Origin of the sequence: Lysobacter avium (assembly GCF_015209745.1) — a bacterium.
Lineage (GTDB): Bacteria > Pseudomonadota > Gammaproteobacteria > Xanthomonadales > Xanthomonadaceae > Novilysobacter > Novilysobacter avium.
The window spans coordinates 1,626,859-1,649,020 of record NZ_CP063657.1 but is presented as its reverse complement, the minus strand read 5'-3'; the positions used below and the strand labels follow the sequence as shown (position 1 = coordinate 1,649,020).

The following is a 22,162-nucleotide window of genomic DNA, read 5'->3' as shown; positions in this document are numbered from 1 at the left end:
TGAGTCACCGCCGGGCTTGCTGCCCGGGGAGCGGGTGGAACCAGACGCCGCGGCCTTGGAGTTGTGCATTACGCGTCCTGCTGTTGGGCCGGAACGGCCGGCCGCTGGTGGGTTTTCCGCCTGCGAATCAGCGGACGCAGCCGCCTATCCTAGATGTTGCGAGCCAGCGCTTCGGCTTGGCCGACGTAACTGGCCGGGGTCATTTCGAGCAGGCGCCGGCGTGCGTCCTCGGGCAGGTCCAGCCCGCTGATGAACTCGCGCATCGAGGTCTCGTTGATGCCGTGGCCACGCGTCAGCGCTTTGAGTTGCTCGTACGGATTGGGCAGGCCATGGCGACGCATCACGGTTTGCACCGCCTCGGCGAGTACTTCCCAGGACGCGTCCAGGTCGGCGGCCAGGCGCTCCTCGTTGGCGGAGAGCTTGCCCAGTCCGCGCATCAAGGCATCCAGGCCGATCAGCGCATGACCGAACGCGGTGCCCAGCGCGCGCAGCACGGTGGAGTCGGTCAGGTCGCGCTGCCAGCGGCTGATCGGAAGCTTGATGGCGAAGTGTTCAAACAGCGCGTTGGCGATGCCGAAATTGCCCTCGGCGTTCTCGAAGTCGATCGGGTTGACCTTGTGCGGCATGGTCGAGCTGCCGACCTCGCCGGCCTTGACCGACTGCTTGAAGTAGCCCAGCGAGATGTAGCCCCAGATGTCGCGGCACAGGTCGATGGCGATGGTGTCGATGCGTTTCTGCGCGTCGCACAGCTCGGCGATGCCGTCGTGCGGCTCGATCTGGGTGGTGTAGGGCTGCCAGGCCAGGCCGAGCGAGGTGACGAACTTCTCCGCGAACGCCGGCCAATCAATGTCCGGGTAAGCGGCCAGGTGGGCGTTGTAGTTGCCGACCGCGCCGTTGATCTTGCCCGGCGTGGGCGCATCGACCAGGGTCTGGCGCTGGCGCTGCAGGCGGGCGACCACGTTGGCGATTTCCTTGCCGACCGTGGTGGGCGAGGCGGTCTGGCCGTGGGTGCGCGAGAGCATCGGCAGCGCGGCGTACCGGTGCGCCATGGCTCGCAGTTGCTCGATCAGCTCGTCCAGCCGCGGCAGCATCACCGTGTTGCGCGCCTCGTTGAGCATCAGCGAGTAGCTCAGGTTGTTGATGTCCTCGGAGGTGCAGGCGAAGTGCACGAATTCCAGCGCCGGGCCTAACTCGGCGTCGTCGGTGAGGCGCTCCTTGATCAGGTATTCGACTGCCTTGACGTCGTGGTTGGTGGTGCGCTCGATCTCCTTGACCCGCGCTGCATCATCGACCGACAAGCCGTCGGCAAGTTGGCGCAGGCGCGCCGTCGCCTCCGCAGAGAACGGCGCCAGCTCCTCGATCGCCGGCTCGTTGGCCAGCGCCAGCAGCCACTCGACCTCGACCCTGACCCGGGCCTTGATCAGCCCGAACTCGGAGAATATCGGTCGCAGCGCGTCGACCTTGCCGGCGTAGCGGCCATCGAGCGGAGACAGGGCGAGCAACCGGGAATCGTCGTTGGCGGGCATGGCAGGCGAGCTTGGCAGGGGGCTGGGCATTCTAGCGCGAGCCCGCCGCGCCGGCGGCGGCCGCGGCGTATCCTCAGGCGATTGCCACCATTACGCAGGAGCACGCCATGGCCAAGCAGGATTTCCGCACCGAGCACGACAGCATGGGCGAGTTGCAGGTGCCCGCCGACGCGCTGTGGGGCGCGCAGACCCAGCGCGCGGTCGACAACTTTCCGGTGTCCGGTCGGCCGATGCCGCGCGGGTTCATCCGCGCGCTGGGACTGGTGAAGGCCGCGGCCGCGACCGTCAATGCCGACCTCGGGCTGCTGCCCAAGGGCCGTGCCGCCGCAATCCGGAAGGCCGCGATGGCCGTCGCCGACGGTACCCACGACGCGCAGTTTCCGGTCGACATCTTCCAGACCGGCTCCGGCACCTCCAGCAACATGAATGCCAACGAGGTGATCGCCACGCTGGCTTCGCGCGCCGCCCGCAGCAAGCCCGTGCATCCCAATGACGACGTCAACCTGGGCCAGAGCTCCAACGACGTGGTGCCGACCGCGCTGCGGGTGTCCGCCCAGCTGGCGACGGTGGACACCCTGCTGCCGGCGATCAAGCACCTGCGCCGGGTCATCGACCGCCGGGCCAAGTCGCTGGACAAGGTGACCAAGACCGGCCGCACGCACCTGATGGACGCGATGCCGCTGACCTTCGGCCAGGAATTCGGTGCATGGTCGGCCCAGCTTGCCTCGGCGCAGGCGCGTATCGAGGACTGCCTGAAGCGCCTGCGCCGCCTGCCCATTGGTGGCACGGCCATCGGCACCGGCATCAATGCCGACCCGCGCTTCGACAAGGCGATGGCCAAAGCGCTGTCCTCACTGGCCGGCTCGAAGTTCGAGGCCGCTGAAAACAAATTCGAAGGGCTGGCGTCGCAGGACGACGCGGTGGAGCTGTCGGGCCAGTTGAACGTGCTCGCGGTGGCCTTGATGAAGATCGCCAACGACCTGCGCTGGATGAACTCCGGGCCGCTGGCAGGCCTGGGCGAGGTGGAGCTGCCCGAGTTGCAGCCGGGCAGCTCGATCATGCCGGGCAAGGTGAACCCGGTGCTGCCGGAGGCGGTGACGATGGTGTGCGCGCAGGTCATGGGGCACAACGCGGCGATCACCGTTGCCGGCCAGAGCGGCAATTTCCAGCTCAACGTGATGCTGCCGCTGATCGCGTCCAACCTGCTGGATTCGATCAACCTGCTGGCCAATTCGATGCGCCTGCTGGCCGACAAGGTCATTGCCGGGCTCAAGGTCCGCCAGGACGTGGTCGCCGGGGCTTTGCAGCGCAATCCGATCCTGGTGACCGCGCTGAACCCGGTGATCGGCTACGAGAAAGCCGCGGCGATCGCCAAGCAGGCCTACGCGCAACAGCGGCCGGTTCTGGAAGTCGCAGTGGAGCTCACCGGCATGGCGGAGAATGAGCTCGCCCGGCTGCTGGATCCGGTCGCGTTGACGCGTGGTGGCGTGCCGCGCGGCTCGGCTACGGGGACGAAGTAACGCTCGCCCCCGTGGTGTCGGAACGGCAGTCGGCGACGTCATCCGCGTCGGCGTTGGCGTAGGGCGCGAACTCGGGCAATGCGGCCGCCAGCTTGTCCTGGGTGGCAATGAACGCCGGCAGGCGATCGCAGAGCCTGCGGGCCTCCTCCTTGAGTCCGCTGGCCTGGGCTTCGATGGAACGCTCGATGTCCGCCTCGCTTGCACCACTGAACGCGCCCTTCAGTGCCTCGCCCATCGCGGTCATTGCCACCCCCGCGCCCTTGAGCCCGATGTCGGCGCCGGCCTCGGCGATTTCCTCGATCTGCTGGCGATAATCACGCAGCAGTGCATCCTGGGCGGGGTTGGTCTGCACTTTCACGCCGTCGATCACCAGCTCGCCGTGCGGCGTGATCACGGCCTTGGGGGCGTCGTTGTCGTCACTGGAGAGGTCGATATCGCCGGTGCGGATTTCCTCGCGCACCTTGTCGGAGGCATTGGCGATCTTGCCCGCGACCGCGTTCAGGCCGGTGGCCAGAGTGCCGTCCGACGACTGGCTCGGGCCGGAACACGCAGCCAGCGGGAGGAGGCACAGCACCAGCAGAAACGCGCGGGAGGAATGTTGGACGTTCATCGTCTGCTCCGGATATCAGGGGTCGTGTGTGATGCGCTGAAACACAGTCGGGGGAAGTAATCGGGAAGCGCAGGGCCGGATGAGCGGCGCTGCGCCGGGTATTCAGCCCTCGTCGCGCCAACGGCGCAGCCGGATCGCAAGAAAGATCATGACCGCGCCGGCCGCTGCGCCGATCCACAGCGAGGGCAGGGCCAAGCTGGCGAGGATGTTGCCGGCGGACAGGTGGCCCAACAGGTCGTGCAGTCCGTCGCTGCCCCCGCCTTGCGCCGGGTTCGGGCGGTAGAGCAATTCGCTTCCCGACACGGTTCCCAGCAACATCCGACCAACGATGTTTGACCAGAACCAGGAAGCGTCGAGGTCGAATATCCGCATAAGGTTGAACCAGTGCACAACGATGCCGGCGAAAAGCGGGATCATCAGCGCCCAGAGGAAAGGCTTCGTGCGCGCCCAGGCCGAGCACAGCATCAGCCAGCCGAACGTCGGCATGCCCCACAGGGCGAACACCGGAATGGCTGCGACAAGAGAGGTCGCCAACCGGACCGGACTGGCGGGACCCCACAGCAGCTCCACCGGGTTGCCGCCGTGCAACATCACCATCCCGCTGAGCAGGAACATGTAGCCGACCATCGTGAGCAGTGCGATTGCCACGGCGATGGCGGGTGCGACCAGCGCGGCACTGGCCAGCTTGGAAAGCACGGTCTGGGTATCCGACACCGGCAGCGACTTCCAGAACAACACGCTTCGATCCTTGCGGTCGTCGTACAGCGAGCCCAGGCAATAGAAGAACGTCACGAAGGCGAGCACGACGAACGGCCAGAAAGCGGCCATCACCAGTGACAGGTCGATCCCGTGCGCCAGTTGCTGCATCTGGTCGGCGTCCAGGGTGCGCGTGAGTGCCCTTAGATCGAGGCCGTTGAGGATGACATCCCCGTCGATTTTCAGCTGCCCGCTGCTGATTGCCCGGCGGGTGGCGACCTCGGCGGCAATGAACGCGACCAGCGTCAACACCAGTGAGATCACGCCGGCGATCAGAGGCGCCCAAAGGAAACCGCCCTTGTGCTCCCAGTACTCGCGCTTGAGCAGCATCTTGAAGGTGTGCGTGGAATGGACCGGCGCAACATTGCGCGCGGTGGACGGCAGCGAAGTGTCGGCGACGTTCATTCGTAGGTCCCCTGCATGGTGGCAACAAACAGATCGGCCAGTCCGGGCGTGCGGACCTCGCCGAGGGCGGCGAGCTGCTCCCGCGGTGCGCCGTCAAACAGCATTACCGTCTTGCCAAACGGCATCGAACGCTGGTGGATCGGCTGCAGCGCGCGAGCGGCGTCGGCGCGGTCGGCGCTGACCAGCACTTCCGTAAAACGTTCACCGACGTCGTCCATCGCGCTTTCCATCACGATCCGTCCGTCGTTGATGAACATCACATCGGTGAGGATGTGCTCGATCTCTTCCACCTGGTGGGTGGTGATGAGGATGGTTTTCTCCTCGTCGAAGTAATCCTCCAACAGGCGTTGGTAGAACTGCTTGCGATAGAGGATGTCCAGGCCAAGGGTCGGTTCGTCCAGCACCAGGAGCCTGGCGTCGATTGCCATGACCAGAGCGAGGTGGAGCTGCACGATCATGCCCTTGGACAGTTCGCGCACGCGCATTTTCGGCGTCAGCTTGGTTCCCTTTAGGAAGCGGTCGCAGCGAGCGCGATCGAAACGCGGGTGCACGCCGGCGACAAAGTCGATTGCCTGCTGGACGCGGATCCATCGCGGCAGCACCGCGACATCGGCAATGAAGCACACGTCGCGCATCAGCTCGTCGCGATCGGTGCGCGGATCGCGGCCCAGGACGCTCATCCCGCCTTCGAACTGGATCAGGCCCAGCATCGCCTTGAGCGCGGTCGTTTTGCCGGCGCCGTTCGGACCGATCAGGCCGACGATCCGCCCTGCCGGGATCTCGAAGCTCGCGCCGTCCAGCGCCGGCTTGCCCTTCCTGTAGACCTTTCGCAGGTTGCGGGCACTGACGACGTTCACGGGGTTGGTATCGAGAGGGGCGTTCATCGGGTACCTGCCTTGTTGGGGTCCGCGGTTACCAGCTGCTCCAGGTTCAGACCCAGGCGGGTGATGCGTTCAAGCACCAGGGGCCACTCCTCGGTCAGGAACCGTTCGCGCTCGCTTGCCAGGAGTTTCTCTGCTGCTCCTTCAGTCATGTACATACCCAGACCCCTTCGCTTTTCGACGAGTGCCTCGTCCACCAGCTCCTGGTAGGCGCGCGACACGGTGATCGGATTGAGCTGATAGTCGGCTGCGACCTGGCGGACCGACGGCAGCGCATCGCCGGGCTTGAGCTCGCCATCGAGCATCATTGCCACGACACGCTCCTTCAGTTGCCGATAGATCGGAGCGCCGTCGCTCCATTGGACTTCTGTCATTGGGTTATCCCCGTGGAACAAATGAGAAGTAGGGCATCAGCAGTGCGTGCCTGAACGGGACGGAACCGCCAGTAGCGCGGGAAACCGGTGGTGCGGAAGATTCCCGGCGGTGAGTGGCCGATGCATTACCATCAACGCTCGCTATTGCAGGCTGGGTGGAACGCTCGACATCCAGAGGACTCAGGCCGAACACCACCGTCGTGACCAGCATCGCGCCGGTGATGGTCAGGGCAGACAAGGAGTTGTTGAACTTCCGGTTCATGGTGCCGTCCCCGCAATAGGTCAGTCGGTGTTGTATGCGACTATAACACCGAAACACATGCCGTCAACAGGTCCGCTCGTGATTGCCCCGCGGCACCGCGACCGCGACAATAGGCGTTTTTCGCCGCCACCCCGGCGACCTACAGGAGCAATCCGGATGAAGGCTTTCTTGCGCGGCAGTGCCGTGTTGTTCACCACCGTTTCGCTGCTGGGTGCCACGGTGGCGTTTCCCGTTGCTGCCGCTGCGCAGAACGCTCCAGCCCAGGAGAAGAATTTGCTCAACACCGATCGCGCCAAGGTCAGCTACATGGTTGGCCATGACATCGCCCGTTCCATCACCCCCGCCGCTGCGGACATCGACCTGGCCGCTTTCGAGCGCGCCATCAGCAACGCATTCAATGGCAAGCCGCCGCTGATCGCCGAGGGCGAGGTGCAGGAGGTCGGCCAGGCCCTGATGATGCGCATCGCCTCGCGGGCGGGTAAGGCACCTGCGGACGCCAGGATTCCCGAAGTGGACAAGCAGAAGGTCGCCTACCTGGTCGGGGCTGATGTTGGCCGCAACCTCGCGCCCATCAAGGGTGAGCTGGATCTTCCGGAGCTGCTGCAGGGCGTTCGCGCCACGTTCGCTGGCGACAAGCTCGCCCTCAGCGATGACCAGCTCAACGCGGTGCGCGACAGCTTCTCGCAGAAGATGCAGGGCGAGGCCGAGAAGCAGCAGGGGGAGATGGCGGCGCAGGCCAAGGTGAACGGCGAGGCCAACCGCAGCGAAGGCGTGAAGTTCCTTGCCGAGAACAAGCAGGCGAAGGGAGTGTTCTCCACGCCTTCGGGCCTGCAGTACATGGTGCTGCGCCAGGGTTCGGGCGAGCGTCCGCTGCCCTCCGACCAGGTTCGGGTCCACTACGAAGGCAAGCTGCTGGACGGCACGGTGTTCGACAGTTCCTACAAGCGCGGCGAGCCGGCCGAGTTCGGGCTCAACCAGGTCATCGCGGGCTGGACGGAAGGCCTGGGCCTGATGCCGGTCGGCGCCAAGTACCGCTTCTGGATTCCGGGCGATCTGGCCTACGGCAGCAAGGGCACGCCGGGCGGTCCGATCGGGCCGAATGCGACCCTGGTATTCGACGTCGAACTGCAGGCAATCATCAAGTAGGACGTATCCTTCCTTTCATTGCCAACGCCCCGGTCCCTGTACCGGGGCGTCTTGCCCCAAGGAGTCCAGATTCCATGATCCATTTTTCCCGTACCGCGCTGCTTGCCGCGTCCATGGCACTCGTGCTGGTGGCCTGCCAGTCCGATGACAAGGCCACGCCGAAAGCCGACGCTGCCGACTCCTCCGCCGCCCAGGGCCAGCCGCTGAAGATCAAGGGCCTGGCCACAGAGAAAGAACAGGTCAGCTACATGATCGGCCTGGACCTGGCCAAGGCGCTGGAGCAGGTCAAGGACGAGGTCGATGTGGACACGTTGGCCAAGGCGATCAAGACCGAGCTGGACGGCGGCGAGTCGCTGATGACCGACGAGCAGGCGGCGCAGGTGGCGGAGGCCTTTGGCCAGAAGCTGCAGGCCAAGCGCGCCGCCGAGGCGGCCGCCATCGGGGATGCGAACAAGGCAGAAGGCGAGGCATTCCTGGCCGGGAACGCGAAGAAGCCGGGCGTGGTGGTGACTGCTTCGGGCCTCCAGTACCAGGTACTGGAGGAGGGTACTGGCCCCAAGCCGACCGTGGATGACGTGGTCAACGTCCACTACAAGGGCACGTTGCTGGACGGTGAGACCTTCGACAGCTCGTATGACCGCGGTGAGCCGACCGACCTTCCGTTGCAGCAGGTCGTTCCCGGCTGGCAGGAAGGCATCGTGTTGATGCCGGTGGGCAGCAAGTACCGCTTCTGGATCCCTTCCGAGCTGGGCTATGGGGAAATCGGTACCCCGGGCGGCGCGATCGGTCCGAATGCCGCGCTGGTGTTTGAAGTCGAGCTGCTCGACATCGTCAAGGACAACGCGGGCGAATAGCCGCTCCGCACCCCGGCTTCGGGCTGGTCTTCCCGCGGTCGGGACAGGAGAAACATCATGCGCGTCAGTATTTTCGGCACCGGCTATGTCGGTCTGGTCACCGGCACCTGTCTGGCAGAAGTCGGCCATGAGGTGGTCTGCGTGGACATCGACCAGGCCAAGGTTGATGGCCTGAAGCGGGGCGAGGTGTCGATCTTCGAGCCCGGCCTGGCGCCGATGGTGCGCGCCAACCACGACGCCGGACGCCTGCACTTCACCAGCGATCCGGTGCAGGCCATTGCGCATGCCGAGGTGATCTTCATCGCGGTGGGCACGCCGCCCGACGAGGACGGCAGCGCCGACCTGCAATACGTGCTCGCGGTCGCCAGGACGATCGGTCAGTACCTGGAGGAGCCGACGCTGGTCGTCGACAAGTCGACGGTGCCGGTCGGTACGGCTGACAAGGTACTCGCGACCATTGCCGATGAGCTCGCGCGGCGCGGCGTGGATATCGACTTCACGGTCGTGTCGAACCCCGAGTTCCTGAAGGAAGGCGACGCGGTCAACGACTTCATGCGCCCGGACCGGATCATCATCGGGACCGGGGATGTGGAAGCGTCCGAGAAAATGCGCCGTCTCTACGCGCCCTTCGTGCGCAGCCGCGAGCGCTTCGTGGTGATGGACGTGCGTTCCGCGGAGCTGACCAAGTACGCGGCCAACGCGATGCTGGCGACCAAGATCAGCTTCATGAACGAGATTGCCACGATCGCCGAACGCGTCGGCGCGGACGTGGAAATGGTCCGCCAGGGCATCGGCTCGGATCCGCGCATCGGCTGGCAGTTCATCTATCCCGGTGCTGGCTATGGCGGCTCGTGCTTCCCCAAGGACGTCCAGGCGCTTGCCCGCACCGCGCACCAGCACGGCCTGCAGCCGCGACTGCTGGACGCGGTGGAGGCGGTCAACGAGCGCCAGAAGGAACACCTGTTTGAACTGGTCCAGCGCCATTACGGCGACACCCTCGCCGGCAAGACGTTCGCCCTGTGGGGGCTCGCGTTCAAGCCCAACACCGACGACATGCGCGCGGCTCCCAGCCGGCGCCTGCTGGAGCAGCTGTGGGCTGCCGGTGCGCAGGTGCGCGCGTTTGATCCGGAGGCGTCCAGCGAGGCGCAGCGCATCTTTGGCGAGCGCGGCGACCTCGTCCTTTGCGATTCGGAGTACGACGCGCTGGAAGGCGCCGACGCGTTGATCGTGATCACTGAATGGAAGCAGTTCCGCAGCCCCGATTTTGGCCGCCTCCGCAGTGCACTGGGCGATGGGGTGATCTTCGACGGGCGCAATCTCTACGATCCCGCAGAGCTGGAGGAAGCCGGCATCGCCTACTACGGGATCGGCCGCGGTCGCTCGTTGACGCGTTCCGGGTCGCCTGGAGTGGTCGCATGACCGGTCCCGATCCCAGAGTCGAGCAGCGCCTGGTCGACCTGGAAACCCGGCTCTCGTTCCAGGAGCATCATCTGGGCGAGCTCAGTGATGCGCTGGCCGCCGCCCGCGACGAGGAGGCGCGCAACGCGTTGCTGCTGCACCGCGCCCTGGAAGACCTGCGCCAGCTGCGCCTGTCGGTCGCGGCAAATCCGCATTCCGCCGATCCGGCGGGCGAGCCCCCACCGCCGCATTATTGAGCGCGCGACCCATCTGCCGTCTCCTGTCTGCTGAAGAACACCATGAATGACACCCTGCGCAATCAGTTGATGGGCCTTGGCTTCAAGCCTGCGCCCGAGCCCGAGCGCCGTCCCGCGAAGAAGCGCGATGGCAGCCCGGAGCGCAAAGGCGGCAGTGTCGGGGCAGGGCGCGGCGCAGAGCGGCGGGGAAATCCGGCGGCGCAAGGCCGGGTCGCCAAACCGTCCGACAAGCGGCAGCGCCCCGGTGCACCGGGACAGGCGCGTCCGCCCCGCAACCCGGCGCGCTCGCGCGAGGACATCGACCTGGCGAAGGCCTACGCGATCCGCGCCCAGCGCGAGAAGGACGAGCGCATCGCGGCGGAAAAGGCCAAGCAGGATGCGGCCCGCGAGCGGCGCGAAGCGCGCGCAAAACTGACCCAGCTGGTGCAGGGCAAGGCGCTGAATTCCGCCGACGCGGACATCGCCCGGCACTTCGAGTACGGCGGGAAGATCAAGCGCATCCACGTCACTGCCGAGCAGCTCAAAGCGCTCAATGCCGGCGAGTTGGGCGTGCTGCAGACCGACGGCCGTTACCTGCTGGTCGATGCGGCGTTGCTGGCCGAGGCCGAGCAGGTGTTCGCCCCGGCGGTCGCGCTGAAGGTCGACCCGGACGCCCCGGCGGCCGACGACCCTTACGCGGACCCGCAGTATCAGGTGCCTGACGATCTGGTCTGGTGATATTTGCGCCGGAGCGCCGGGAGCGCCGGGAGCAGAGGCCATGGGGTGTGAATGTCCCCCGGCACCGATGAAGCTGGTGCCTCCTCCTTTATTTCACACCCCATGGCCTCCGCTCCCGTCTATCCAGCATCGGGATGATTGGCGAAGGCCTGCAGGTCGCGAAAAAAACCCTACTCCGGGTCGTAATCCAGGTTGGATGCCAGCAGTCGCTCCCCCTGGGCCAGGGTCAACCCCTTGCGCGCGGCATAATCCATCACCTGCTCGCGCGTCACGCGGCCGACCACGAAATACTGGCTGCGCGGATGGCTGAAGTAGTAGCCCGACACCGCCGCGGCGGGCGTCATGGCGAAGTTCTCCGTCAGCTGCATGCCGGCGTTTTTGGCCGGATCGAGCAGGCGGAAGATCGTCGCCTTCTCGCTGTGTTCCGGGCATGCCGGGTATCCGGGCGCAGGCCGGATGCCGCGGTATTTCTCGTCGATGAGCGCGTCGGTGTCGAGTGACTCATCGGCCGCATAACCCCAGAATTCGGTGCGCACGCGCTGGTGTACGCGCTCGGCCAGGGTCTCGGCCAGGCGGTCGGCCAAGGCCTTGAGCAGGATCGCGTTGTAGTCGTCATGGTCGGCCTCGTAGCGCTGCACGTGGGGCTCGATGCCCAGCCCGGCGGTGACGGCGAATGCACCGATCCAGTCCTGGCGTCCGCTGTCACGGGGCGCGACGAAATCGGCCAGGCACAGGTTGGGCCGCTCCGGCGGTTTGTCCGCCTGCTGGCGCAGGAAGTGGATCGGCTCGGCGCGGCCATCGACCTGGGCGATGACATCGTCGCCATCGCTGTTGGCCGGCCACAGCGCGAACACGGCCTTGGCGGTCAGCCACTTCTCATCGACGATGCGCTTGAGCATCGCCTGGGCGTCGCGGAACAGGTCGCTGGCCGAGGCGCCGACGACCTCGTCGGTGAGGATCGCCGGGTAGCGCCCGGCCAGCTCCCAGGCCTGGAAGAACGGCGTCCAGTCGATCAGCTCCACCAGTTCGTCCAGCGGATAGTCGTCGAACACGTGCAGGCCGGGCTGCAGCGGCGCCGGCGGTTCGTACTCGTCCCAGCCGCCCTCGAAGCGGTTGCCACGCGCGTGTTCCAGCGACACCAGCCGCTTGCCGCTGCCGCGGGTGCGGTGGCGCTCGCGGATCTGCGCGTAGTCGGACGCGTTGGCGGCCACGAAGGCATCGCGCAGCTCGACGCTGAGCAGGTTCTGGGCGACGCCCACCGCACGCGAGGCGTCCTTCACCCATACCGTTGCCGGTTTGTAGAACGGGTCGATCTTCAGCGCCGTGTGCGCACGCGACGTGGTCGCGCCGCCGATCAACAAGGGCATGGTGAAGCCCTGGCGCTGCATCTCGCGGGCAACGTGGCCCATCTCCTCCAGTGAAGGCGTGATCAGCCCTGACAGGCCGATCATGTCGGCGTTCTCGGCGATCGCGCGGTCCAGGATCACCTGCGAGGGCACCATCACGCCCAGGTCGATGACCTCGAAGTTGTTGCAGGCCAGCACCACGCCGACGATGTTCTTGCCGATGTCGTGGACGTCGCCCTTGACCGTGGCCATGACGATCTTGCCGTTGGTCTTGCCGGTATCGCCGGTGCGCAGCTTTTCGGCCTCGATGAAGGGCAGCAGGTGGGCCACCGCCTTCTTCATCACCCGCGCCGACTTGACCACCTGCGGCAGGAACATCTTGCCGGCGCCGAACAGGTCGCCGACGACGTTCATGCCGTCCATCAGCGCGCCCTCGATCACGTCCAGCGGACGGGCTGCAGCCAGCCGGGCCTGCTCGGTGTCCTCGACGATCCACTGGTCGATGCCCTGCACCAGCGAATGGCTCAGGCGGGCACTGACCGGCTGCTCGCGCCAGCTCAGGTCCTCGACCTTCTTCTCGCCCTTGCGCCCGCGGTAGCTTTCGGCCAGTTCCAGCAGCGTCTCGGTGGCCTCGGCGTTGCGGTTTAGCACCACGTCCTCGACCGCCTCCCGCAGCTTCGGGTCCAGGGTGTCGTACAGCGGCAGCGCGCCGGCGTTGACGATGCCCATGTCCATGCCGGCCTTGATCGCGTGGTACAGGAACACGACGTGGATCGCCTGGCGGACCAGCTCGTTGCCGCGGAACGCGAAGCTGACGTTGGAGACCCCACCGGAGATGTGGCAATGCGGGAAACGTCGGCGGATTTCGGCCGTCGCCTTGATGAAGGCGACGGCGTAGTCGTTGTGCTCCTCGATCCCGGTCGCGATGGCGAACACGTTCGGATCGAAGATGATGTCCTCGGGCGGGAACCCGATCTCCTCGGTCAGCAGTTTGTAGGCGCGCGCGCAGATCTCGACCTTGCGCTCGACGGTGTCGGCCTGACCGATCTCGTCGAAGGCCATGACCACGACCGCGGCACCGTAGCGGCGCACCAGCCGCGCCTGGCGCAGGAATTCCTCCTCGCCTTCCTTCATCGAGATCGAGTTGACGATGCCCTTGCCCTGCAGGCACTTCAGGCCGGCCTCGATCACGCTCCACTTGGAGCTGTCGACCATCACCGGGATCCGCGCGATGTCCGGCTCGGCGGCGATCAGGTTCAGGTAGGTCACCATCGCCTGCTCGGAATCCAGCAGGCCCTCGTCCATGTTGACGTCGAGCACCTGGGCACCGTTCTCCACCTGTTGCCGGGCGACGGCGACGGCCTCGTCGTAACGGTCGTCCTTGATGAGCTTCTTGAACTGCGCACTGCCGGTGACGTTGGTCCGCTCGCCGACGTTGATGAAGTTGCTTTCGGGGCTGATGACCAGTGGCTCGAGGCCACTGAGGCGGGTGTAGCGGGGGAGGGTGCTCATCGTTTAAACCTCAAGCCACGTCGGCGATGCGGGGTGGCTGCCGCGGCGGCAGGCCGCGCACGGCCTCGGCGATCGCCGCGATGTGTTCGGGGGTGGTGCCGCAGCAGCCACCGACGAAATTCAGCAGGCCCGATTCGGCGAACTCGCGCAGCATGCCGGCGGTGTCCTCGGCGGTCTCGTCGTAGCCGCCAAAGGCATTCGGCAGGCCGGCGTTCGGGTGCGCGCTGACCGCGACCTCGGCGATCCGCGACAGGGTGTCCACGTGGGGCCGCAGCTCCTTCGCGCCCAGCGCGCAGTTGAGGCCGATTGACAGCGGGCGCGCGTGCCGCAGCGAGTACCAGAACGCTTCGGCGGTCTGGCCAGAGAGGGTGCGGCCGGAGGCATCGGTGATCGTGCCCGAGACCATCACCGGCAGCCGGGCGCCGCGCCCTTCGAAGACCTCGGCGATGGCGAACAGTGCCGCCTTCGCGTTGAGGGTGTCGAACACGGTTTCCACCATAAGCACGTCCGCGCCGCCATCGATCAGGCCCTCGGCCGCCTCGCGGTAGGCCAGGCGCAAGTCATCGAAACTCGTCGCGCGGAAGCCGGGGCGGTTGACGTCCGGACTCAGGGACGCGGTACGGCTGGTCGGGCCGATGACACCGATCACGAAGCACTGCCGACCGGGCGTCTCCCGTTCCGCGGCGTCGCAGGCGGCGCGGGCGAGCCGCGCTCCGGCCGCGTTCAACTCGCGCGCCAGGTGCTGCAGTCCGTAATCGGCCAGCGAGGTCCGGGTCGAGTTGAAGGTGTTGCTCTCCACCATGTCGGCGCCGGCGGCCAGGTAGGCGGTATGGATATCCAGGATCAGGTCGGGACGGCTGATGCTCAGGAGGTCGTTGTTGCCGCGCTGGTCGCGGGCGCAGCCGCAGTCGGCGCCGTGCACGTGGTCGGGCATGTCGTGCTCGCGGTCGTAGCCGTCGACGAACCGCTCGCCGCGGTAGTCGGCTTCCTCCAGCCCGTGTCGCTGGATCATCGTGCCCATCGCGCCGTCGATCACCAGGATGCGCTCGCGCAGTTGCGCCTGAAGGGCGTCCGCGCGGGCGGGATTCAGCCATGGCAGTTCGGTATTCACGATTTTGCCCCGGTCTTGCTGCGCGTCGTGCGCGCTTTCGATTGCGTATCAGCGGAGGGCTTGCGGGCGAGCAGCGCGATCACCTCGAAATGCGGCGGGCGTCGCTCCCGGGTGACGACCTCACAACTCTCCACTCCCAGCCCGGCCTTGCCGACCATGTTGCGCAGCTCGGCCGGCGCAAAGCCGAGATTGACGTGGCCGTACGCTTCCACCACCGAGCGGTGGCCGTGCCCGGCCAGGCTGGTCAGCAGCAGGCGACCGCCGGGCCTCAGCACCCGTGCCGCCTCCGCGACGGCTTCGGCGGGATGGTCGGCGTACGAGAGGGCGTGCATCAACACGACCAGGTCAAAGCTGGCATCGGCAAAAGGCAGCTCGTGCATGTCGCCTTCCTGGACCTCGACGTTTTCCAGCCGTCGCAGGCGCTCGGAGGCGGCAAGCACCATCTTGGTGCTGGAATCCAGGCAGACGTAGCGGTGGGAGTGTGGCGCCAGCAACTCGGCCAGCACGCCATCGCCGGAAGCCACGTCGAGCACGTCGCCGGTCTCCAGCAGCGGCAGGGCGGAACGCGCCATCGCTTCCCAGGTGCGGCCGGGAGAGTAGTGTCGCTCCATGTCGCCGGCGACCGAGTCGGCCCAGTTCTGGTCGGCGGCCCGCATCGCCAGCACCTGGCGGACCTGCTCGGCGTCCTGTCGCAGCAACGGATCGTCGCTGCCCTCGCGCAGGGTGTTCCACAGCGCGCGTTGCGCGGGATCAAGTGCCGCCTCGTCGAAGCGGTAGTACGCTGACACGCCGGCGCGCCGGTCACGCACCAGTCCGGCATCCTTGAGGCGCGCCAGATGCGTGGATACCCGCGGCTGGGCCAGCCGGGTGATGGCCGAAAGCTCCGCAACGGTGAGCTCTTCACGTTCCAGCAATGTGAGCAACCGCACCCGTGTCGCGTCGGCAAACACCTTGAGCCGTGACGACCAGCCTTCCAGATCCATATTCATCCACCTATCGCGATGCAGCGATAAGTGTGATGACGGGTGGTGCGCAGGTCAAGCACGGTCGCCGCTGCCGGTTCGGTTTAATTGCCGCGCAGGGCTACAATTGGCGGATCGTTTACCAGCCAGAGGTGCGGACGTGGATTTTGGATTCAGCGAAGAGCAGTTGATGATCCAGGACGTGGCGCGTCGTATCGCGCAGGAAAAAATTGCTCCCAGCGCGGAGCATCACGACCGCACCGGTGAGTTCCCGCTGGAGAACATCCGCACCCTGGGCGAGAACGGCCTGATGGGCATCGAGGTGCCGGCCGAATACGGCGGTGCGGGCATGGACCCGATCGCCTACGTGCTGGCGATGATCGAGATCGCCGCCGCCGATGCCGCCCATTCCACCATCGTCTCGGTCAACAACTCGCTGTTCTGCAACGGCATCCTGACCTTCGGCAACGAGGAGCAGAAGCAGCTCTACGTGCGCGCGATCGCTGAAGGCCGCGAGATCGGCGCCTTCGCGCTGACCGAGCCGCAGTCGGGCTCCGACGCCACCGCCATGCGCTGCAAGGCCACCCTCCAGGACGACGGCACCTACCTGGTCAACGGCAAGAAGAGCTGGATCACTTCCGGCCCGGTCGCCAAATACATCGTGCTGTTTGCCATGACCGATGTGGAGAAGGGCGCGCGCGGGATCACCGCTTTCATGGTCGACACCGAGCGCGAGGGTTTCCACCGCGGCAAGACCGAGCCGAAGATGGGCATCCGTGCCTCGGCCACCTGCGAGATCGAGTTCACCGACTACGTGATCAAGCCCGAGGAAGTCCTGGGCGCGGAAGGCGAGGGCTTCAAGATCGCCATGAGCGTGCTCGACGCCGGCCGCATCGGCATCGCCAGCCAGGCCATCGGCATCGCCCGCGCCGCCTATGAAGCCACCCTGGAGTACGCCCGCGACCGCAAGGCGTTCGGCCAGCCGATCGGCGCCTTCCAGATGACCCAGGCCAAGATCGCCGACATGAAGTGCAAGCTTGACGCCTCCCTGTTGCTGACGCTGCGCGCGGCCTGGAAGAAGGCCGAGACCGAGAAGCACGGCGGACGCTTCAGCACCGAGGCGGCGGTGGCCAAGCTGACCGCGTCCGAGGCGGCCATGTGGATCACCCACCAGGCGCTGCAGATCCACGGCGGCATGGGCTATTCCAAGGAACTGCCGATCGAGCGTTACTTCCGCGACGCCAAGATCACCGAGATCTACGAGGGCACCAGCGAGATCCAGCGCCTGGTGATCGCCCGCAACGAGACCGGCCTGCGCTGAAAATGCACGCCCACACCCATCTGGTGTACTGACTCCTGAGCCTTGGCCCGTGTGAAAACGCGGGCCTCACTGCATTGGAAACCACATTCGCATGAGCACTGAAAGCAAAACCCCCGCCCGCCGCACCGGCAAGAAATCCGCTTCCGCCCCCAAGGGCGCGACCAGCACCGCTGTCGCAAAAACCGCGGGGGAGGCTTCCGCGGCAGGCCACGTCTCGCTCGACACGGTCCTGGGTGTGGTCCGCAAGCAGGACGCCAGGAAGGATCAGGCCCAGGCCGAGTCGTTTGCCAAGGCGTTCTACGAGCGCATGGGTGATGACGAGTGGTCCCAGCACTCCACCCAGGGCTGGGCCGCACTTGCGGTGGACATGCTCGACTTCGCCGGTCAGCGCAAGCCGGGCGCGGCCAAGATCCGCCTGTTCAATCCGACCCTGGACAGCCATGGTTGGGAGTCAGCGCACACAGTCCTGCAGGTCATCAACGATGACATGCCGTTCCTGGTCGACTCGGTATCGATGGCGTTGGCGGAAGCCGATATCGGCGTGCACGTCCTCGGCCATCCGGTGGTACCGGTCACGCGCGACAAGGCCGGCAAGCTGACGGCAATCGGCGAAGGCGAGCCCGAGTCGATCATGCACCTTGAGATCGACCGCCAGTCCAAGGCGTCGATGGCGGGTATCGAGAAGAAGCTGGCGACGGTGCTCGACGACGTGCGCGCGATCGTCGCCGACTGGAGCGAGATGCGCGGCAAGATGCTGGAAGTGGCCGACGACCTGGCCAATCGCACCCTGCCGGTGGACGACGCGGGCCGCAACGAGGGCCGCGAATTCCTGCACTGGGTGGCCGACAACCACTTCACCTTCCTGGGTTACCGCGAGTACGACGTGGTGGAGCAGGGCGGCGAAGACGTGCTCCGCGCGGTCAAGGGCAGCGGCCTGGGCCTGCTGCGCGGCAAGGACAACCACAAGCCGCGCTCGCTCTCGTCGCTGGCGGCGACCCGCATGCCCAACTCGGGCTCGGTCGATGCGCTGATCCTGACCAAGACCAACGCGCGCGCCACCGTGCACCGCCGCGGTTACATGGACTATATCGGCGTGCTGAGCTTCGACGACAACGGCAAGCCGGTGCGCGAGGAACGATTCCTGGGCCTGTACACCTCCAGCGCCTATACCCGTCGCCCGTGGGACATCCCGCTGGTGCGCGAGCGCCACGACTACGTCATGCGCCACTCGGGCTTCGCCGATGACAGCCACAGCGGCAAGGCGCTGCGCCACATCCTGGAGACGCTGCCGCGCGACGAGCTGTTCCAGTCCAGCGGCGAGGAGCTGCTGAAGACCGCCACCGGCATCCTCGGCCTGCAGGAGCGCGTGCGCAGCAAGCTGTTCCTGCGCCGCGACCGTTTCGGCCGGTTCTTCTCCGGCCTGGTCTACATCCCGCGCGAGCGTTTCAACACCGACGTGCGCCTGCGCATCGAGGCGATGCTCAAGCGCGAACTGCATGGCGAGCACATTGATACCACCGTAATGCTGAGCGACTCGCCGCTGGCCCAACTGCACGTGCTGGTCCGCCCCAAACCCGGCGCACTGGGCGTGGAAGGCATGCCGCAGGTGGACAACGCCGTCATCGAGGCGGAACTGGCGGAAATCGTCCGCGACTGGCGCGACGACCTGGCCGGCGTGCTCGCCGAGCGCCATGGCGAGGAGCGCGGTCTGGAGATGGCAGCCACGTTCGGCAACGCGCTGCCGGCGGGCTACATCGAGAACGTCTCGCTGCCCGTGGCCGCGGCCGACGTGGAACACCTGGCCGCGCTGACGGGCCCCGAGGACCTGCGCCTGAGCCTGTACCGCAGCCGCCCGGGCACCGGCGGCCTGCGCTTCAAGTTCTACCGCCAGCACGACGACATCTCGCTGTCGGACGCACTGCCCATGATGGAGAACATGGGCCTGCGCGTGATTGCCGAGCACCCCTACCGCCTGCACGCCGGCGGCGAGGTGGTCTACATCCAGGACTTCGAGGTCGAGACCGGCACGCCGGATGTCGACGTCGAGGGCATCGGTGACAACTTCGAGGACGCGTTTTCCCGCACCTGGCGCGGCGAGGCCGAGAATGACGGCTTCAACCGCCTGATCCTCGCTGCCGGCCTGACCTGGCGCCAGGTCGCGATGCTGCGCGCCTACGCCAAGTTCCTGCTCCAGGTCGGCGTACCGTTCTCGCAGAGTTATGTCGAGGAGACGTTCGCGCGTTATCCCGTCCTGGCCCGGCTGCTGGTGGAGCTGTTTGAAGCGCGCTTCGATCCCAGTACCGGCAGCGAGGACAAGGCGGACATCAAGGCCGGTCAGGCGTTGCTGCAGCAACAGGTTGAGCGCCTGAGCGGCGGAGACGAGACCGTCCTGGCGGCGCTGGCACCTGTCGTCGCGGCCCGTGGTGGGAAGCGCGAGGCCCAGACCGAAGCCGCGTCGACCGCTTTGATGACGCTGCTGGATCGCGTCTCCAGCCTCGATGAGGACCGCATCCTGCGCAGCTTCATGGACGTGATCGAGGCGACGCTTCGCACCAGCTACTACCAGTGCGGCGTCGGCGGAGCCGATTGCGGCTACGTGGCCTACAAGTTCGATTCCGCGCTGGTCCCCGACCTGCCCAAGCCGCGTCCGTACCGCGAGATCTTCGTCTACGGACCGCGCGTGGAAGGCATCCACCTGCGCTTCGGGCCGGTGGCCCGTGGCGGCCTGCGCTGGTCGGACCGGCGCGAGGATTTCCGCACCGAGGTGCTCGGCCTGGTCAAGGCGCAGATGGTCAAGAACACCATCATCGTGCCGGTCGGCGCCAAGGGCGGCTTCATCGTCAAGCGCCCGCCGTCCGATCGCGCCGCGCTGCAGGCCGAGGGCGTGGCCTGCTACCAGATGTTCATCAACGGCCTGCTCGACATCAGTGACAACCTGGTCGATGGCAAGGTCGTGCATCCCGACAACGTGGTCCGCCACGACGGCGATGACGCCTACATGGTGGTTGCCGCCGACAAGGGCACCGCGCGTTTCTCCGACATCGCCAACGCGATCTCGGCCGACCACAACTTCTGGATGGGCGATGCGTTCGCCTCTGGCGGCTCGGTCGGCTACGACCACAAGGGCATGGGCATCACCGCGCGCGGCGCGTGGGAGTCGGTCAAGCGCCACTTCCGCGCCTTGGGCGTGAACACCCAGAAGGAGGACTTCACCGCGGTCGGCATCGGCGACATGTCGGGCGACGTGTTCGGCAACGGCATGCTGCTGTCCAAGCACATCCGCCTGGTCGCCGCGTTCGATCACCGCCACATCTTCCTGGATCCCGATCCGGTGGCGGCCACGTCCTACAAGGAGCGCCAGCGCCTGTTCAAGCTGGCAGGTTCCAGCTGGGACGACTACAAGCGCGAGCTGATCAGTGAGGGCGGCGGCGTGTTCCCGCGCAGCGCCAAGTCGATCGACCTGACCGCGCAGGTCAAGGCCGTGCTCGGCATCGACGAGTCGATCAAGTCGATGAGCCCCAACGAACTGATGAGCGCGATCCTCAAGGCGCCCGTCGACCTGCTCTGGAACGGCGGCATCGGTACCTACATCAAGGCCAGCACCGAGAGCCACGCCGACGTGGGTGACCGCGGCAACAACGGCCTGCGCATCGACGGCCGCGACGTGCGCTGCAAGGTGATCGGCGAGGGTGGCAACCTGGGCATGACCCAGCTCGGCCGCATCGAGGCCGCCCAGGCGGGCGCGCTGCTGAACGCCGACTTCATCGACAACTCCGCCGGCGTGGGTACCTCCGACCGTGAGGTCAACATCAAGATCCTGCTCAACGAGCAGGTCAAGCTGAAGAAGCTCACCCTGCCGGCGCGCAACAAGCTGCTGGCGGAGATGACCGACGAGCTGGCCGGGCTGGTGCTGGTGGACAACTACCGCCAGAACCAGGCCATCAGCCTGATGGAGCGCATGAGCGCGCCGCGCCTGGGTTCCAAGCAGCACTTCATCCAGACGCTGGAGTCGCAGGGCCTGCTGGACCGCCAGATCGAGTACCTGCCATCGGATGCGGAATTTGCCGACCGCAAGGCACGCGGGCTGGGCCTGACCCGGCCGGAGCTGGCGGTGCTGCTGTCCTACAGCAAGCTGGTGCTGTTCCAGCAACTGGTGGATTCGGACGTGCCCGAGGATCCCTACCTGTCCAAGGAGCTGGTGCGCTACTTCCCCAAACCGCTGCAGGCCAAATACGCCAAGGCGATGGAAGGCCACCGTCTGAAGCGCGAGATCATCGCCACCGCGATCACCAACTCGATGGTGAACCGGATGGGGGCGACGTTCACCCTGCGGATGCAGGAGGACACCGGCCGCAGCCCGGGCGAGATCGCCGAGGCCTACACCATCGCGCGCGAAGCGCTCGATGCCCGCGCGCTGTGGGCGCAGATCGACGCGCTCGACGGCAAGGTGCTGGAGTCGGTGCAGATCGATGCGTTGCAGACGATCTGGACCCTGCTGCGTACGGTCACCCGCTGGCTGCTGTCGCGTCCGGGCCCGATGCCGGAGATCACGAAGGGCATGGCGCGCTTCGGCGACGGCTTCAAGGCCGTGCATGCGGCGCTGCCGGAGACGATGTCGCCGGTGCGCCGCGAGAAGTTCAACGCCCAGCTGGCCGAGTGGAAGGCCAAGGGCGTGCCGTCGGCGCTGGCGGAGCATCTGGCGGCGTTGCCGGTGCTGGAGTTCGCCTGCGACATCATCGAGATCGCCAACGCCCGCAAGGTGTCGGCGCTGGAAGCGTCGCGTGCCTACTTCGACCTCGGCGCCGCGTTCCAGCTGCCGTGGCTGCACGAGCAGATCAACGCTCTGCCGGTGGAGGGACGCTGGCAGGCGCTCGCCCGCGGCGCGATGCGTGACGAACTGGCCGCGCAGCAGCGGGCACTGGTCGGGCAGATCCTCGCCGGCGGCGGCAAGAAGCCGGCGGCAGCGAAGATCGAAGCCTGGCTGGCACGCGACGACCAGGGCGTGCGTTTCACCCTGTCGATGCTCGCCGAGCTGGTGAACCAGAAGAACCTGGACTACCCGACCGTGTCCGTCGCGGTGCGTCGCCTGGCACAGTTGGCCGAAGCGGCCGCCTGATCCGGACGGCCAACAAAGCCGGCGGTGGCCCTCGGGCTCCCGCCGGCTTTTTTTTGCGCGCCGCAGCCACGCTATCCTGCGGGCAATG

17 protein-coding genes are annotated in these 22,162 nt (G+C 66.5%); 8 read left to right on the top strand and 9 right to left on the bottom strand.

Annotation, left to right across the window (positions count from 1 at the left end):
- Positions 1-149: 149 nt before the first annotated feature.
- Positions 150-1,526, bottom strand: a complete 1,377-nt coding sequence (gene purB / locus INQ42_RS07430) for an adenylosuccinate lyase (RefSeq protein ID WP_194033716.1) — start codon at positions 1,524-1,526, stop codon at positions 150-152.
- Positions 1,527-1,633: 107 nt separating this feature from the next.
- On the opposite strand from purB, the gene INQ42_RS07425 reads away from it, so the two are divergent.
- Positions 1,634-3,046 (top strand): class II fumarate hydratase, encoded by a 1,413-nt coding sequence (locus INQ42_RS07425; RefSeq protein ID WP_194033715.1) that lies wholly within the window; start codon positions 1,634-1,636, stop codon positions 3,044-3,046.
- Here INQ42_RS07425 and INQ42_RS07420 read toward each other — a convergent pair.
- The 5 genes from INQ42_RS07420 to INQ42_RS07400 form a co-directional block, all read right to left on the bottom strand.
- Positions 3,030-3,656, bottom strand: a complete 627-nt coding sequence (locus INQ42_RS07420; RefSeq protein WP_194033714.1) for a YggN family protein — start codon at positions 3,654-3,656, stop codon at positions 3,030-3,032. The genes INQ42_RS07425 and INQ42_RS07420 overlap by 17 nt on opposite strands.
- 102 nt (positions 3,657-3,758) lie before the next feature.
- Positions 3,759-4,817 (bottom strand): ABC-2 transporter permease, encoded by a 1,059-nt coding sequence (locus INQ42_RS07415; RefSeq protein ID WP_194033713.1) that lies wholly within the window; start codon positions 4,815-4,817, stop codon positions 3,759-3,761.
- Positions 4,814-5,701, bottom strand: coding sequence for an ABC transporter ATP-binding protein (locus INQ42_RS07410; protein ID WP_194033712.1), 888 nt, complete (start codon positions 5,699-5,701; stop codon positions 4,814-4,816). Before INQ42_RS07410 ends, INQ42_RS07415 begins: the two co-directional genes overlap by 4 nt.
- Complete coding sequence (locus INQ42_RS07405; protein ID WP_194033711.1) at positions 5,698-6,072, bottom strand: GntR family transcriptional regulator; 375 nt, start codon at positions 6,070-6,072, stop codon at positions 5,698-5,700. Before INQ42_RS07405 ends, INQ42_RS07410 begins: the two co-directional genes overlap by 4 nt.
- A gap of 4 nt (positions 6,073-6,076) precedes the next feature.
- The gene (locus INQ42_RS07400) at positions 6,077-6,334 is read right to left on the bottom strand and encodes a hypothetical protein (RefSeq protein WP_194033710.1); all 258 of its coding nucleotides are present in this window, start codon (positions 6,332-6,334) and stop codon (positions 6,077-6,079) included.
- Positions 6,335-6,490: 156 nt separating this feature from the next.
- Between INQ42_RS07400 and INQ42_RS07395 the strand changes: the two genes are divergently transcribed.
- The 5 genes from INQ42_RS07395 to INQ42_RS07375 all read left to right on the top strand — a co-directional run bounded on the left by INQ42_RS07395 (position 6,491) and on the right by INQ42_RS07375 (position 10,706).
- A complete protein-coding gene (locus INQ42_RS07395) occupies positions 6,491-7,480 on the top strand; it encodes an FKBP-type peptidyl-prolyl cis-trans isomerase N-terminal domain-containing protein (RefSeq protein WP_194033709.1) in 990 nt (329 codons plus the stop codon).
- Positions 7,481-7,554: 74 nt separating this feature from the next.
- Entirely contained in the window at positions 7,555-8,334 is a 780-nt protein-coding gene (locus INQ42_RS07390; protein ID WP_194033708.1) for an FKBP-type peptidyl-prolyl cis-trans isomerase, read from the top strand.
- A 57-nt stretch (positions 8,335-8,391) separates the two neighbouring features.
- On the top strand, positions 8,392-9,753 hold the full coding sequence (locus INQ42_RS07385; protein WP_194033707.1) for a UDP-glucose dehydrogenase family protein: 1,362 nt from the start codon (positions 8,392-8,394) through the stop codon (positions 9,751-9,753).
- Positions 9,750-9,989 (top strand): SlyX family protein, encoded by a 240-nt coding sequence (locus INQ42_RS07380; RefSeq protein WP_194033706.1) that lies wholly within the window; start codon positions 9,750-9,752, stop codon positions 9,987-9,989. The genes INQ42_RS07385 and INQ42_RS07380 overlap by 4 nt, the downstream gene beginning before the upstream one ends.
- A gap of 42 nt (positions 9,990-10,031) precedes the next feature.
- Positions 10,032-10,706 (top strand): DUF2058 family protein, encoded by a 675-nt coding sequence (locus tag INQ42_RS07375; RefSeq protein WP_194033705.1) that lies wholly within the window; start codon positions 10,032-10,034, stop codon positions 10,704-10,706.
- 170 nt (positions 10,707-10,876) lie between these two features.
- Here INQ42_RS07375 and metH read toward each other — a convergent pair whose 3' ends face one another.
- Genes metH through INQ42_RS07360 form a run of 3 tightly spaced genes read right to left on the bottom strand, consistent with a single transcriptional unit; the run spans position 10,877 to position 15,658 of the window.
- The gene (gene metH / locus INQ42_RS07370) at positions 10,877-13,564 is read right to left on the bottom strand and encodes a methionine synthase (protein WP_194033704.1); all 2,688 of its coding nucleotides are present in this window, start codon (positions 13,562-13,564) and stop codon (positions 10,877-10,879) included.
- 10 nt (positions 13,565-13,574) lie between these two features.
- Positions 13,575-14,675, bottom strand: coding sequence for a homocysteine S-methyltransferase family protein (locus tag INQ42_RS07365; RefSeq protein WP_194033703.1), 1,101 nt, complete (start codon positions 14,673-14,675; stop codon positions 13,575-13,577).
- Entirely contained in the window at positions 14,672-15,658 is a 987-nt protein-coding gene (locus INQ42_RS07360; protein ID WP_194035807.1) for an ArsR/SmtB family transcription factor, read from the bottom strand. The genes INQ42_RS07365 and INQ42_RS07360 overlap by 4 nt, the downstream gene beginning before the upstream one ends.
- Positions 15,659-15,764: 106 nt before the next feature.
- Between INQ42_RS07360 and INQ42_RS07355 the strand changes: the two genes are divergently transcribed.
- Entirely contained in the window at positions 15,765-16,958 is a 1,194-nt protein-coding gene (locus tag INQ42_RS07355) for an acyl-CoA dehydrogenase family protein (RefSeq protein WP_343224906.1), read from the top strand.
- Between the two features lie 91 nt (positions 16,959-17,049).
- Positions 17,050-22,074: an NAD-glutamate dehydrogenase gene (locus tag INQ42_RS07350; protein WP_194033701.1), complete on the top strand. Its 5,025-nt coding sequence runs from the start codon at positions 17,050-17,052 to the stop codon at positions 22,072-22,074.
- Positions 22,075-22,162 lie beyond the last annotated feature (88 nt).